This is a genomic window from Vibrio rubrogenes (assembly GCF_059641415.1).
This window is the reverse complement of record NZ_JCARSY010000025.1, coordinates 40415-54982: the sequence shown is the minus strand read 5'-3', so window position 1 is coordinate 54982 and position 14568 is coordinate 40415. Positions and strand designations below refer to the sequence as shown.

Sequence of the window (14568 nt, the reverse complement as noted above, 5' to 3'; positions counted from 1 at the left end):
TCGACAATGCTTTGATTGTCCTGTTGCTCACCGATTGGTGGGCAACATTGTTTATATCTCCTCCCTTTTTATTCTTATCCTCTCTTAGAATCCTGATTTCATTGCACTCAATAGGGTTGCGCTGCGATACCCGTCAGCATAGAAATATTTCTCTTCTGAACAGTCCCGTTCTCTCAATATTATGTCTTTGATTGATATATCGTTATGATTCACTTTTTATCATTGCTCTTTCGGTCACAAGATATTTTGCCGGTTCTCACCTAAGCTTTTATTGTCTCACTCGAATATAGTGAGTAATCAATGGATCAAGAGCTTTGTAAGCTGTTGTTGAAGATGGCAAATTTGGGGATTAACCAGTGAGCAGGGTGGAGCGATGATCGTGGTGTTGCGTCGAGGGTAAGGAGTCAATGATGAAAATACAATCTGCGTGCGTCGCTGTGACATTGATCATTGGCTTGATGACTGGATGTGCAATCCAACAACAGCAGCAGCCATCACCAATGATGGCGCAACTGTATGATGGCCGCCCGTTAACTAGCCTGCAAGTAACTGATGTGCCGAAAACGGAACAAGAAGCGATTGCACGTGGTGATGCCGCGATGCGTGCGCAGCATGAGGATTTAGCGCTGTTCGAATATATTCGCGCGCTGTCATTGCCATCGGAACAGCATCGGGATCAAACCCTTTATAAGATTGGGCGAATTCATCAGTTGCATCAACGTGAAGCGTTAGCAGACAAAGCCTATCAGATGGCATTGCGGGACAATCCCGATAACATCGATGTATTGCAACAACTGGGGGTGATTTACAGTAAAAAAGGGGCGTTTGATGTAGGAAAACGTTACTTTCTCCGGGCGATTGACGTTGATCAGGAGCGTTTGAATCACCCTGCCAACCTGAGCCAGACACGCAATCCTATCGAGTGGGTGGCGGCTTTAGAGCTTGATGAACACTCCCCGACGGATGCTTATATGGGACTGGGGATTATTTATGATATGGATTCTCAGCATGAGCTGGCTCAGGCGCTCTATAAAAAAGTGCTGCATATCCAGCCTCAATCGGGCAAATTACTGCTGAACATTGGTTATTCCTATTACATGAGTGGTGACTATCTTGAGGCAAAACGCGCTACGCTTGCTGCATTGGCACTCGAGCCGGATAACCGTAGAGCGCAGAACAATCTGGCGCTCATTTATCTTGGTCATGGTAAAATACAGCGAGCGCTGAATGTGTTGATGCAGCAGATGGAAAGTTATGAAGCGTTCAATCGTGTCGGCTATTTTCTTATGATTCAGGGCGACTCCGGTAAAGCCATTCCTTATCTGCAACAAGCAATTGATGAAAAACCGTCCTACTATCAAGCCGCCCATGAGAATCTTGAAAGAGCGGTCGCTGAAGTAAACGCTTTGGCTAATCAATAATTATCGAATGGCCGGCCAGTCACATCACGACTCAAGCCCTTTCTGAATCAAAAACTGATAAGGGATTTGCTCGATTTGCGCCGCTAACAGCTGATGATCCATAAACCGACAGAAACTGGGAATATCACGTGTTGTCGAGGGGTCATCTGCAATCACCAGTAACTTCTCACCGTCTTTCATCGAACGAATGGTTTTTCTGACCATCATGACAGGTTCGGGACACCGTAATCCTTCTGCCTCTAATATGTAGTCGGCTAATGATTTATCAATGGTCATGGCAGGTAGCTTTGTTAGTCATTTGGATGTCAAATAATACTGGCGAAGAAAAAATATTCAATAACCTCTTGGCAAATGAAACTTTTTGTTTTAATTTATTTAACATGTTTGCAACATTTATGTCGGGGAGCAAGGAATGCTGAACAATATCGACAGACTGACTATCTATGCTCTGATGGGATTTATCTCTTTTGGAGTATTGGTGATGAGTACATCGGCGTCGGAACAAGCCTCTCTCATGCCGGTATGGGGAGTTATTGCTGCAATGATAGGGCTTTGGCTGGAAATCTATCAATACGACACATCCAAGCATTGATTGAAAAGTAATTCTAAAAACAATGCAATATTTCCGACACTATCCCATTTTTCTTGGGCTTCCCCGCAGTAATGCGGGATTTTTTTCTTCAATTTTAAGATTTAATAGTCATGGACAATGGCATACAAACATTTCACTGGGAGATCATCGTGTCGGTTGTCAGTGTAGCCTCTACTCTATAGGTATAGGCAGAGAAAGTTAATCGCTGCCCGAACAGAGTTACATTTTGAACAACTGTATATATAATGATAACAATTATCATTAAGCTTTGTGCCGCCTTCGCTAACTAAGTGGTATTGACAAGGTTTCTGGAAGAGCAACTGTGTGAAAAGTATCTCAATTCAAAATGTGACTACATTTGAGCACCTTGAGCTGGACTCTGATACCCATAGTTGGGTGCGTTCTGTTAACCATTGCTTTGCCGAAGATACCGTTGTAGAAACGATGTACACTCCGGGGCTTTATATAACGGTGTTGGGCCAATGTCATTACAGTTCATTAAGCAATGATTCAGAGCAACCGGATAATTTCAATTATCATTACTCTGTGGCTTTAGCCGACCAGTCGTGCCTTAGCCGGGTTCTCTTTCCAGCCAACGCGATTTGGCAAACATTCTCAATCATGATTCCTTTCGATCAGCTTCCTGCATTTGGAATTACCGACCTGAATGAGCCGGCTACTCATTTTCGACCTGAAGCAAGGCTTTCCGTGTTAGGGGCCATATCGGGTGATATATTGCGCTGCTGTGAGTCTGTCTGGCAATGTGATCTGAAAGGTCTTGAAAGGCAGCTATTTATCAAAGCAAAAGCACTTGAGGTGTTGGCATTGTTTCTCCACAAGCGCAGAGAGTCTGGCCTGAATCCATTATCATCCCGACTCTCTATATTGAATGATGTACTTTGCCATATCGAGAATCATTTAGATCATGACTGGACGTTATCTTCGGTGGCGAGTTTAGCTCGAAGCAATCAAACCTATATCAAGCAGGATGTTAAAGATTTATTAGGTATGAGCTTTCGCAAATGGTTGAACAAAAAGAGACTGAATGCTGCTGTTGATTTGTTATCGAGTGATGTTCCTATCAGCCAAATTGCGACTGATATTGGCTATAAGAGTCAGGCACACTTCGCGACGCTGTTCAAAAATGAAATTGGCATGACACCGAGTGAATACCGTCAATCGTTACAACTCAGTAATAAAATTGGCGGTTTTTGAAAGGAATGTGACCTCATTCGAAAGCGCTCTACAGTACAACTATTATAAAATCCTCCCCATGCAAATGATATTACTTATGAAACTCATTCTCATTCGTTAGGTTGTATCATCGTCTAAAGTTATACATCAACAGCTTTGTAGTGAGTGTAGAGCTGTTGATGCAGTGGATGTCAGATTAAAAAAACAATGAAAAGCATAAAACGCCCGTGGATAATGCTAGCCAGCATTTACATTACTCAATATATCGGTATTGCATTCATACTTTCGGCTGCTGTGGCGATTTTACGGCAACAAGGGATTGAGTTAGACAAATTAGCACTTCTGAATCTTGTGGCTTTACCTATGGTTGGTAAAATTTTTTATGCTCCAATTATTGATAAGTACCGTCTCTTATTTCAGGGGAAATACCGAAGTTGGTTAATTTTCTCTAATGCCGGAATGGTTCTACTCTTGTTGATTATCGGAAATATGGATATTTCACAACAGTTTACCGGGATTTTGCTCATCATTGGGTTGTATGTTTTATTTATGAGCATACAAGATGTTTCCGTTGATGGATTATCCTGTAAACTGTTCTCCCCTGAAGAACGAAAGTTTGCCAGTAGTGTACAATTTTCTGGCAATCTGTTGGGGAATATTATTGGTGGTGGAATTTTACTTGTTTTTTATCCTTGGCTGGCATGGCAAGGTTCTTTCCTGGTTCTATCGGGGTTGACAATTATCGCTTTATTACAAGTCTGTTTATATCAGGAGTCAGAATATAAAAAAACAGAAGACGATATAAGTAATTATCAAAAAATTAATGGTCACCTTATTCAAGACATTCAACAGTTTTTTTTCAAGCATAAGTATTGGTTTATCATCTTAGCACTTTACCCATTATCATCAACTTGGGGTTTTGCGTTGCTCAATTCTATTCTTGTTGATAGTGATTGGCAGCTACCCGAGATAGGGTTCTCAATTAAAATTTTCGGTTCTCTTGTCGGGCTTGTTTCTGCGATCTTAGCAGCACCTTTGATCACGAAAGCCGGGAAAAAGAATGCGCTGATGATCGTGTTATGTTTACAAATTCTTGCTTTGTTTCTTATGGTGTTACCTGCACTTGGATATACCGATAAAATAACGGTATACCTCGTCATTACCGTCCATTTCGTCAGTTTTCCGGCGTTACTCGTCATTTCTGCAACTATTTTTATGGACAACGCATCTATAACATCACATAAGGCGACTTTCTTTACCTTACAGATCAGTGTTGCATCTTTAATTGGCTTTTTCTATTCATGGGCAAGTATGGCTATCGCAAAATATATTGGCTATGTTGCGACAATCATTATGGGCTCATTGATTGCTGTTTTCTTTATTAGTTTTATTTGGTTGTTGCTCTCTAAAATAAATATTGAATATTCGATCAAATTAAAAGAAAAACATGGTTGATTTTTAATATTTATTTTAATTCTGATTGCTGAGTTTGCTCAGTAAATTATGGTATTTTTTGAGTTATTAAACCTTATTTTTATTTGTATATAAAAATATATTAGGAAAGGAAGTCCCTCATCATGAATAAATATTGCAGTGATATTCGAACCCGTTCATCAAATCATAAATGCTTACTCGCTATTGGACTTGCCGGTATCGGTGGGGTTCCTTTTTCGTCAATAGCGAGTCCGGAAACAGACGTGATGGACGTGTATGTCGTAACGGGCGAGAAAATAGATAAAAATATTAAGAATGTCACGACGGGCGTCACCGTCATTTCAGAAGAACAGTTGGAATCGGGGCAATACAATAAAGCGAAAGAAACCGCTGTTCTTGCACCTAATGTTATTGCCAGCTCGTTCAGCAATATTTCGATACGAGGCATTTCCGGTGGCGGTGCTGCTACAGGCGGGCTTGCCTATTTAACCGGGGCTCGTGCTCGTGTTGTGACCGTAGTTGATGGGGTTACCCAAGACTATTCTGGGTATAACTTTAACCCGGTAACCCTTTGGGATGTTGAGCAATTAGAGGTGTTGAGAGGTCCTCAATCTACGGCTCAAGGCTCCAGTGCCATTGGTGGTGCTTTGGTAGTCAATACGAAAGATCCGACGTATTTCAGCGAAGCTGCGTTTCGTAGTGGGGTGGAGAACTATGAGAATGGCAACTTGAAATATAATCTAGGGGTGATGTCATCGGGAGCCATCGTCGAGGATCAAGTCGCTTACCGTGTAGTTATTGATGGCAGTCGCGGCAAAGGGTGGCTCAATTACGACACCAATGGTTTTGATACACCTAATTTAAGCAAATCTGATAGCCTCAACCTGAGAGGGAAATTACGCTGGGACCCTACGAATATCCCTGCTTTAACTGCTAAACTGACGCTCAATTACAGTGAAAATGATGGCGAACATGCGAACTTTGCGAGTAACACTGCTAATGGAATTGACTCTAAAACGTTTCGGTTAAATGGTAATAATGAAGTCCGGATTCAAGACTCTCATGCTGATTCGGTTGCCGCTGATATTGATTATCAAGTGAATGACGGATTAACAAACTCACTGCATCTCAGTCGTACAAGCTCAGATATACATGATGACGCGTATTCAACGGGTAATACGTACGACATTAATAATGAAAGTTATGCATTAGAAAATCGATTGCTGTTCAATGACCGTGACTCGAATCTGACCGGAGTTATTGGTCTGTTTGTTGCTAAGAAAGATGCGTCCCTCTCGACGTCTAATTTCAATATCTCAACAGAATATGAGACCACAACCAGTGCCATTTATGGCGAAGGGACTTACTCGTTGTCGGATAAGTTCAGAGTTGTTGCCGGGCTACGGATTGAGAATGAAGACTCTGATAAAACCAGTGCAACACGTTTTTCTGGTGGAAATAGTAAACAGAATGATAGCGAAACCTACTACTTACCCAAACTGAGTTTCATGCATGATGTCCTGGAATCAACGACCATTGCAGCGACCGTCAGCAGAGGGTATAGCCCGTCAGGCGTAGGCATTAGTTTCTTTGGTGACGAATATAGCTACAACAGCGAAACGGTATCGTCATATGAACTCAGCAGTAAAAGTATCATTGCCGGCGGAACATTATTAAACGTAAACCTTTTCTATAACGACTATAAGGATTACCAAGCAGGAACAAGTCTTTTCACTATCGAAAACGTAGCTAAGTCGCATACATATGGGCTAGAAATCGAGGGAGTGACCCGGATTGGCGATAACTTGGAACTGAGAAGCTCGGTTGGCTTGTTAGAGAGCCGCATTGATCATGACGGAGCGTATCAGGGTAATGAACTCACTGATGCGCCAAACACAAATATCAGCCTTGGTTTTACCCAATATCTGGGTGAGCGATGGGCCTTTGGTGCAGATGCTGTCTATGTTGGTGAATACTACTCTGACCTTGAAAATACGGATGACTCGACCGCTGGCGATTATACCCTGTTGAATGTGCGCGCCAGTTATACTGTCGGGGAACTCACGTTCAACGCTTATGTGACAAATCTAACTGACGAAGATGCGGTTTATTACCGTACAGGTGCGCTTGCTTCGATGACTCAATCTCGCACTGTGGGGATGAGTGCTACCTATCGCATGTAACACCGAATCAATGATTATTCGAGATAGCAGAGGCTCACGACCCGAGTCTCTGCTTCTAATATTCAACCAGCAGAAAAGCAAGTACATCACTATGAATTCTTATACACCGATAAGAGATGTGGACGATAAAATCGACATCATCGATCACGTCAATCAAGATCACACAGAAGAGTTACTGGCTATCGTCAGAAGCCATACCTTTGACCGGGAACTAGAATCGGCAAAGATTGTAGATATCTTTGAAGAAGGGATTCAAATTGAAGTGGACTTCAAAACGGAGGCTAAGCAAGTGGTCTTTGTGCCTTTTGAGATTGAAGGAAGCTTAGAAGATAAAATTCTCTATTTAGCCTATGCCAGTATCGTGAAACAGGGGAAGGATTTTTCAGGGACCGGTAAGAAATTTTTTGAAGTCATCAACAAGCATCATGTCACCGAAAATATTATTCGCTTAACGGTTAGTAGCGATATGCCGTTGCCTGAATATTATCCGGGGTACGCCTATGCTTTTGTTTTGAAAGTTATGCAAAAGAAGATGGCTGAAGAGACGAGCAAAAGCGAAAAAAAATCTTGGCTGAAAAACATCTTTGATCATCTGTTTATCTGGCTGATGAAAAATCTCTCGAAGAAGAATCGTGAGAAGTTGTTATATAACACGAACAAATATATTCGACTCTATACACTGAGAAAATCGTGGAAAAGTCATGATTCTGTGCCATTTTGTGACAGAGGCGAGATTGATATTTACACGCATGGTACAAGTCAGGGGAGTCTGTGGGCGAAACAGTTGCGTGTCGGTGATGTCATTATGTGTCGCTCAGAAACACCGGATAAGCACCCTCATCTCTCTTGTGGTCAGGCGCTGATGATTGCCGATGAGACGGCTTATCCGGCGTTAGCCGGGATACTTGAGTTTTGGCAGAACCCAACGCCTCCCATTGTGGTTGTGATCAGTGCCAAAGAAGCCGAGCAACACTATTTTACTGAGATATCCTTCCCGCAGGGGACGCAAGTACACCGAGTGGTTTGCACGGAAAGTCAGCAAGGTGAGGCTGTGCTGGCTATATTAAAGACATTAAAAAATATTGATGTGGTTTGGGCAGCTTTTGAATCTTCTGCGGCCAAAGCCGTTCGCCATTATCTTCGTAATGAGCGCAAGGTGAGCGGAAAGAATAATCATACCAAAGCATATTGGAACCTAAAGTCCAAACAAACAAGCGCATCAGAATTATAGCGTTTGTTGGCAATGCCTGATCAATCATGCCAGCCAATGAAATGGCTGGCATGACGAGGACGGAGTGCCGATGATTCCAGACTCTCAGGCTAAGACAAAAAGAACCGATAGGTTGGATTGTCGGTCTCGTCTTTGTACTGATAACCCAATTCAACAAGGTGGGCCGAAAAGCGGGTCAAATCATCATCATTGAGTTCAAATGCACAGAGAACACGCCCGTAGTCAGCACCATGATTACGATAGTTGAACAGGCTGATATTCCAGTGGGTACCGAGTGTACTGAGGAATTTCAGCAGCGCTCCGGGATATTCCGGAAACTCGAATGCGTATAACCGTTCTTTAAGTGGCTTAGACGGTTTACCGCCAATCATATAACGAATGTGCAGTTTGGCGATTTCGTCATCCGATAAATCGATAACCGGATAGCCGGCTTTACGCAGATCCTGAATGATGCTGTTGAGTTCTTCCGGGCCTCCGGCGAGACGAATCCCGACGAAAACATTGGCCAGTGAGTCATCATTGTAGCGATAGTTAAATTCCGTGACAGCCCGGCCGCCGATAATCTGGCAGAATTCGAAAAATGCACCTTTGCGCTCAGGGATGGTAACGGCAAGCAGACCTTCTCGTTTTTCACCCAGTTCACATCGCTCTGAAACATAGCGCAAGCCGTGGAAGTTCGTATTGGCACCGGAAAGCACCGAGCCTAACTGTTTGCCGGCCAGTTGGTATTGCTCTGTGTATTTTTTCAAACCGGCCAGCGCCAGCGCACCGGATGGTTCAGCAATTGCGCGGGTATCTTCAAAGATATCTTTCACAGCGGCACAGATTTCGTCACTGGACACGGAGATGTGACCGTCCAGATATTGCTGACACAAACGGAACGTTTCATCACCGATACGTTTGACCGCAACTCCGTCGGCAAACATGCTGACTTGATCAAGCACAACCGGTTCACCGGCATCGAGTGCGGCTTTTAAACAACCGGATTCTTCCGGCTCAACGGCGATCACTTTGATTTCTGGCATCAGTTGTTTGATCAGCACGGCGATTCCCGCAGCCAGCCCCCCGCCACCGACCGGGACGAAGATGTAATCCAAATGACCGTTTTGTTGCAGCATTTCCATGCCAATGGTGCCTTGCCCGGCAATGACAAGCGGGTGATCGAACGGTGGTACAAAGGTATAATGATGCACTGTGGCAAGTCGTTCGGCTTCGGTTTTGGCTTCATCGAAGTTATTGCCGAATAACACTACCTCTCCTCCAAATCCGCGTACCGCATCGACTTTAATGTCTGGCGTGGTTTTCGGCATCACAATCGTTGTTTTGACGCCAAGCTTACTCCCGGATAAAGCCAGTCCCTGAGCATGGTTCCCGGCGGATGCTGTAATGATTCCTGCTTGGCGCTGCTCTTCGCTCAGGTTCGTGATCATGTTGTAAGCACCGCGCAGTTTAAACGAATGGACCGGCTGGCGATCTTCTCGTTTGAGCTGAACCCGGTTATTGAGTCTGGCAGAGAGCCGCGGCATATCTTGGAGCGGTGTGACGATTGCAACGTCGTAGACCGGGGCTCGTAAAATTTGGCGCAGATAATCTGCGCCGGTTTGGCTGGTGAATGTCATCGACTAGTCTCCTAGCTTTGATTTATCTCTCACCGCACCTTTGTCAGCACTGGTTGCCATGCTGGCATAGGCTTTCAGCGCAAAAGAGACTTCGCGTTGACGGTTGGCCGGTTTCCAGCCGAGTTGATCTTGTTCTGCACGACGGCTTGCCAGCTCATCCGCTGACACAACCAGTTCAATGGTGCGTCCGGGAATATCAATATCAATGATGTCACCGTTTTTAATCAGCCCGATAGCGCCGCCATTGGCGGCTTCCGGAGAAGCGTGACCGATGGACAGACCGGATGTACCACCGGAGAAGCGGCCGTCGGTCAGCAGGGCACATGATTTACCCAGTCCCATCGATTTCAGATACGTTGTCGGATAGAGCATTTCTTGCATGCCGGGGCCGCCTTTCGGCCCTTCATAGCGGATAACGACCACTTCACCTGCCTTCACTTTACCGCCAAGAATGCCTTCAACAGCATCTTCCTGACTTTCAAACACAATGGCCGGGCCACGGAATTTCAGATTGCTTTCATCGACGCCCGCGGTTTTGACGATACAACCATCCAATGCGATGTTGCCGGTCAAGACGGCAAGACCACCATCCTGACTGAAAGCATGGGCTTTGGTGCGGATACAGCCGTCTTCACGGTCATCATCCAGCGTCTCCCAGTAACAATTCTGTGAGAAGGCTTGTGTGGTTCGGATCCCTGCGGGACCGGCACGGTAGAACGCTTTCACGTCGGCAGAGTCAGTCTGCATAATGTCATATTGCGCCAGCTGCTCTTGCAGGCTGAGGCCGAGTACCGTTCTGGTTTCGGTATTGAGCAGACCGGAGCGGTTGAGTTCGCCAAGGATCCCCATCACACCGCCAGCCCGGTGGACATCTTCCATATGGTACTTTTGCGTCGACGGGGCCACTTTACACAAGTGCGGAACCCGACGTGACATGCGGTCGATATCTTCCATGGTGAAGTCCACTTCACCTTCTTGTGCTGCCGCCAGCAGGTGCAGAACTGTATTGGTTGAACCGCCCATGGCGATATCCAGTGCCATCGCATTTTCAAATGCAGATTTGTTGGCAATGTTACGCGGCAAAGCCGAGGCATCATCCTGCTCGTAATAGCGTTTGGTCAGTTCGACGATACGCTGACCGGCTTTGAGGAATAATGCTTTACGATCCGCATGGGTGGCGAGCAGAGAGCCATTGCCCGGTTGTGACAGCCCCAAAGCTTCGGTCAGACAGTTCATTGAGTTGGCAGTAAACATACCGGAACACGAGCCGCATGTCGGACAAGCGGAACGTTCGACCTGTTCGCTCTGTTCGTCAGATACATTTGGATCTGCCCCTTGAATCATCGCATCAACGAGATCGAGTTTGATCAGTTGATCTGAGAGTTTGGTTTTTCCCGCTTCCATCGGACCACCGGAGACAAATATTACCGGGATATTCAGGCGCAGCGAGGCCATTAGCATTCCGGGGGTGATTTTGTCGCAGTTTGAGATACAGACCATGGCGTCGGCACAGTGAGCATTGACCATGTATTCAACGGAGTCGGCAATCAGCTCTCGTGAAGGCAGTGAGTAGAGCATTCCACCGTGGCCCATCGCGATACCGTCATCGACGGCAATAGTATTAAATTCTTTGGCAATACCACCGGCTTCTTCAATTTCACGAGCGACCATCTGACCTAAGTCTTTGAGGTGAACATGACCCGGTACAAATTGGGTGAATGAGTTGACAACGGCAATGATCGGCTTACCAAAATCATCTTCTTTGACACCGGTTGCACGCCATAAAGCGCGTGCCCCTGCCATATTACGACCATGTGTTGTTGTTGCTGAACGATACTTCGGCATTGTGTTGTCCTTTACTTAATTCTTTTGGGTTAGGCTTTGTCTTGAGGATTGACGTAATCTAACCAACCCCATTTATCTTCAGTGGTTCCGTTAAACAGTCCGAAAAAGGCATCCTGAATCACTTTGGTGATCGGGCCGCGTTTTCCTGAACCGACGCTAATACGATCAACACTACGTACCGGTACGATTTCCGCTGCGGTGCCGGTCATGAAAATTTCGTCTGCCAGATAAAGTGACTCGCGGGTGATATTGGCTTCGCGCACGGTATAGCCAAGATCTTTCGCCAGAATCATAATTGTATCCCGGGTGATCCCCGGAAGAATCGAGCTGGTGGTAGGTGGCGTGAGCAGTTCACCATCTTTGATGACAAAAATGTTCTCGCCGGCCCCTTCGGACAGATAGCCGTCCACACTCAGGGCAATCCCTTCGTCATAACCGTGACGACGGGCTTCACCACCAACCAGCAGTGAAGACAGGTAGTTACCACCCGCTTTTGCACCGGTCGGAACGGTATTGGGGGCTGCGCGGTTCCAACTGGAAATCATGGCATCAACGCCATTTTCCAATGCTTCTTCGCCAAGATATGCTCCCCATGGGAAAGCCGCGATAATCAAATCCAGTTCAGTACCATTCGGCGGACAGACGCCCAGACCGACGTTACCGACGAAAGCTAATGGACGGATATAAGCGGAAGTGAGTTTATTTGTGCGTAAGGTTTCTCGGGTTGCTTCCATAATTTCTTCAACAGAATACGGGATCGGGAAGCGATAGATTTTGGCAGAGTTGACTAAACGTTGTGCGTGTTCCTGATGGCGGAACACAATCGGGCCTTTGGGGGTGTCATAGCAGCGAACGCCTTCGAATACAGATGTCCCGTAGTGCATTGCGTGCGTCAGAACATGAACCTGAGCATTTGCCCATGGCATCATCTCCCCGTTGAACCATATAAAATCCGCAGTATTAGTAGCCATTATTTCTTCCTTATGCACAAATTTTTTGTTGTAAGTTGTTGTTTGGTAGTTCGTTATTACTGATTTGAATGACGTCAACGGTACGCACATCCCACAATTTTTCGATTTGATTGATGAGTGTCGTGATCGGCCGATCGCTATCGACGATAATTTCGACGCTGGCAACTTTACTCTCATGATTTTGGGTTGCTGCAACCTGTTTGATAATGAACCCACGGTGGCGGATGACACGCAGAACACGCTCTAACAGAACCGGCTTATCATCAGCTTTGATGTCGAGTAGATATCTTTCCATTTCTGGTGTCTCCTATGTATTTTCCAGCATGTCATTGTTTGATGCACCGGGTGGCACCAGTGGCCAGACATTTTCTTCTTCATCAATCGCCACATGCAGTAGGTAAGCAGTTTTGCTGGCCAGCATTTCTTGTAAAGCCGGTTCAACTTCTTCTTTCTTGGTAATTGTTTTGCCCGGGATATCGAAAGCGCGCGCCAGCATGATGAAATCCGGATTATCGTCCAGAATCGTTTCACTGTGGCGACCATCGAAAAACAGAGATTGCCATTGACGAACCATTCCCAGACGCTGGTTGTTCAACAAGACGATTTTGACCGGAATCTGGCGACGTTTTAAAGTGCCTAACTCCTGAATATTCATCATAAACGAACCATCACCGGTAATCAGGATCGATTGATCGTCGGGACGAGCCACGGCCGCCCCCATCGCGGCCGGTAAACCAAATCCCATGGTGCCGAGACCCGCTGATGAAATAAAGTTTTGCGGTGCTCTTGGCTGAATGTGCTGGGCCGCCCACATTTGATGTTGACCGACATCTGTGGAGACAATCGAGTTGTCAGGCATCATATCGGATAACTGTTTCAGCAGCAGCGGTGCATAAATCAGTTCACCGGGATGGTCATAACGCCATTTGAATCCACTGCGCAAGCTCTCACTATGGTGAACCCAGGCGCTAATGTCATGCGAAAGTTCCAGTTGCGGCAGAATCGTATTGATGTCGCCCCGCAGTGCTGCATTGGCACGTCGGAGTTTATTGAACTCTGCGGCATCGATATCAATATGAATCACTTTCGCATGAGGGGCGAAGGTATCGAGTTTTCCGGTCACCCGGTCATCAAAACGAGCCCCGACCGTAATCAGGAGATCACATTCCTGAACGACTAAATTGGCAGCTTTGGTGCCATGCATGCCCAACATGCCCAGATAGTGCGGGTCGTGTCGTTCAACCGAGCCCAATCCCTTGAGGGTACTGACAGAAGGCATGGGGTTGAGTCGTAAAAACTCTCGTACCGTTTCAGTTGCGTGAGCGAGCTGAACACCGCCACCGACATAAAAAACCGGGCGTTGGCTTTCATTGAGCATCGCTTGTGCTTTAGTGAGTTCGTCCGAGTCGACTTGAGGCATGGCAGGGGGAGTAAATGGGGTGAGCGTTGTGACCGGGGATTGGGCCAGCTGAACGTCTTTTGCAATATCAACGATCACTGGCCCGGGGCGTCCCGTTTTGGCAACTTCAAAGGCCTCCGCCAAGGTCGGTGCCAGCTCATTGATGTCGGTCACCAGATAACTGTGTTTGGTACAAGACAGCGACATGCCGATGACATCCATCTCCTGAAATGCATCGGTGCCGATGTGAGAACTGGCGACTTGTCCGGTAATGGCGACCAGCGGAACCGAATCAAGGAAAGCATCTGCCAGGCCTGTGACGAGGTTTGTGGCTCCCGGGCCTGATGTCGCCATGCATACGGCAACTTCTTGTGTTGATCTTGCCATCCCGATGGCTGCCATGGCCGCGCCTTGTTCGTGACGACATAAAATATGTTCGACACCACCGTCATACAGAGCATCGTAGATGGGCATGATTGCACCGCCCGGATAACCAAATATGGTCTTGATGCCTTGTTGTTTCAGGGCTGCTACAACGAGTTGAGCTCCGGTCATCGTGACCCTCCCGTACATTCATTGTTCTTGTTGCTTCGTGTTGTGTTGTGTGAGCACTTCATGTGCGACTCCCGTTATACCGCTTTATCGACTGGGTCGGTGCGCGTTTTATTATTGTACAGAC

General features: G+C 46.2%; 12 protein-coding genes. 6 read left to right on the top strand and 6 right to left on the bottom strand.

The window, feature by feature from the left end:
* Positions 1-407: 407 nt before the first annotated feature.
* Positions 408-1421, top strand: a complete 1014-nt coding sequence (locus AC55NX_RS15590; protein WP_496996559.1) for a tetratricopeptide repeat protein — start codon at positions 408-410, stop codon at positions 1419-1421.
* 24 nt (positions 1422-1445) lie between these two features.
* Here AC55NX_RS15590 and tusA read toward each other — a convergent pair whose 3' ends face one another.
* Positions 1446-1697, bottom strand: a complete 252-nt coding sequence (gene tusA, locus AC55NX_RS15585; protein ID WP_059123187.1) for a sulfurtransferase TusA — start codon at positions 1695-1697, stop codon at positions 1446-1448.
* A gap of 136 nt (positions 1698-1833) precedes the next feature.
* Between tusA and AC55NX_RS15580 the strand changes: the two genes are divergently transcribed.
* From AC55NX_RS15580 to AC55NX_RS15560, 5 genes are all read left to right on the top strand, one after another.
* Positions 1834-2013, top strand: coding sequence for a hypothetical protein (locus AC55NX_RS15580; protein WP_496996558.1), 180 nt, complete (start codon positions 1834-1836; stop codon positions 2011-2013).
* A gap of 324 nt (positions 2014-2337) precedes the next feature.
* Positions 2338-3228 carry a helix-turn-helix transcriptional regulator gene (locus AC55NX_RS15575; RefSeq protein ID WP_496996557.1) on the top strand — a complete coding sequence of 297 codons (891 nt, stop codon included), beginning with the start codon at positions 2338-2340 and terminating at the stop codon, positions 3226-3228.
* Positions 3229-3414: 186 nt separating this feature from the next.
* Complete coding sequence (locus AC55NX_RS15570) at positions 3415-4662, top strand: MFS transporter (protein ID WP_496996556.1); 1248 nt, start codon at positions 3415-3417, stop codon at positions 4660-4662.
* A gap of 122 nt (positions 4663-4784) precedes the next feature.
* Positions 4785-6824: a TonB-dependent receptor gene (locus AC55NX_RS15565; RefSeq protein WP_496996555.1), complete on the top strand. Its 2040-nt coding sequence runs from the start codon at positions 4785-4787 to the stop codon at positions 6822-6824.
* Between the two features lie 91 nt (positions 6825-6915).
* The gene (locus AC55NX_RS15560; RefSeq protein WP_496996554.1) at positions 6916-8055 is read left to right on the top strand and encodes a siderophore-interacting protein; all 1140 of its coding nucleotides are present in this window, start codon (positions 6916-6918) and stop codon (positions 8053-8055) included.
* Between the two features lie 89 nt (positions 8056-8144).
* Here AC55NX_RS15560 and ilvA read toward each other — a convergent pair whose 3' ends face one another.
* The 5 genes from ilvA to ilvG are packed head-to-tail and all read right to left on the bottom strand — an operon-like array spanning position 8145 to position 14444.
* Positions 8145-9674, bottom strand: coding sequence for a threonine ammonia-lyase, biosynthetic (gene ilvA, locus AC55NX_RS15555; protein WP_496996553.1), 1530 nt, complete (start codon positions 9672-9674; stop codon positions 8145-8147).
* A 3-nt stretch (positions 9675-9677) separates the two neighbouring features.
* Complete coding sequence (ilvD, locus tag AC55NX_RS15550) at positions 9678-11519, bottom strand: dihydroxy-acid dehydratase (protein WP_496996552.1); 1842 nt, start codon at positions 11517-11519, stop codon at positions 9678-9680.
* 29 nt (positions 11520-11548) lie between these two features.
* Positions 11549-12490: a branched-chain amino acid transaminase gene (locus AC55NX_RS15545; RefSeq protein WP_496996551.1), complete on the bottom strand. Its 942-nt coding sequence runs from the start codon at positions 12488-12490 to the stop codon at positions 11549-11551.
* Positions 12491-12500: 10 nt separating this feature from the next.
* A complete protein-coding gene (gene ilvM / locus AC55NX_RS15540; RefSeq protein WP_059123192.1) occupies positions 12501-12785 on the bottom strand; it encodes an acetolactate synthase 2 small subunit in 285 nt (94 codons plus the stop codon).
* 12 nt (positions 12786-12797) lie between these two features.
* Positions 12798-14444, bottom strand: a complete 1647-nt coding sequence (ilvG, locus tag AC55NX_RS15535; RefSeq protein ID WP_496996550.1) for an acetolactate synthase 2 catalytic subunit — start codon at positions 14442-14444, stop codon at positions 12798-12800.
* Between the last annotated feature and the right edge of the window lie 124 nt (positions 14445-14568).

Excerpts from the sequence above, each read along its gene's own strand:
- AC55NX_RS15590 (WP_496996559.1), top strand. The coding sequence starts at position 408 with ATGATGAAAATACAATCTGCGTGCGTCGCTGTGACATTGATCATTGGC.
- tusA (WP_059123187.1), bottom strand. The coding sequence starts at position 1,697 with ATGACCATTGATAAATCATTAGCCGACTACATATTAGAGGCAGAAGGA.
- AC55NX_RS15580 (WP_496996558.1), top strand. The coding sequence starts at position 1,834 with ATGCTGAACAATATCGACAGACTGACTATCTATGCTCTGATGGGATTT.
- AC55NX_RS15570 (WP_496996556.1), top strand. The coding sequence starts at position 3,415 with ATGAAAAGCATAAAACGCCCGTGGATAATGCTAGCCAGCATTTACATT.
- AC55NX_RS15565 (WP_496996555.1), top strand. The coding sequence starts at position 4,785 with ATGAATAAATATTGCAGTGATATTCGAACCCGTTCATCAAATCATAAA.
- AC55NX_RS15560 (WP_496996554.1), top strand. The coding sequence starts at position 6,916 with ATGAATTCTTATACACCGATAAGAGATGTGGACGATAAAATCGACATC.
- ilvA (WP_496996553.1), bottom strand. The coding sequence starts at position 9,674 with ATGACATTCACCAGCCAAACCGGCGCAGATTATCTGCGCCAAATTTTA.
- ilvD (WP_496996552.1), bottom strand. The coding sequence starts at position 11,519 with ATGCCGAAGTATCGTTCAGCAACAACAACACATGGTCGTAATATGGCA.
- AC55NX_RS15545 (WP_496996551.1), bottom strand. The coding sequence starts at position 12,490 with ATGGCTACTAATACTGCGGATTTTATATGGTTCAACGGGGAGATGATG.
- ilvM (WP_059123192.1), bottom strand. The coding sequence starts at position 12,785 with ATGGAAAGATATCTACTCGACATCAAAGCTGATGATAAGCCGGTTCTG.
- ilvG (WP_496996550.1), bottom strand. The coding sequence starts at position 14,444 with ATGACCGGAGCTCAACTCGTTGTAGCAGCCCTGAAACAACAAGGCATC.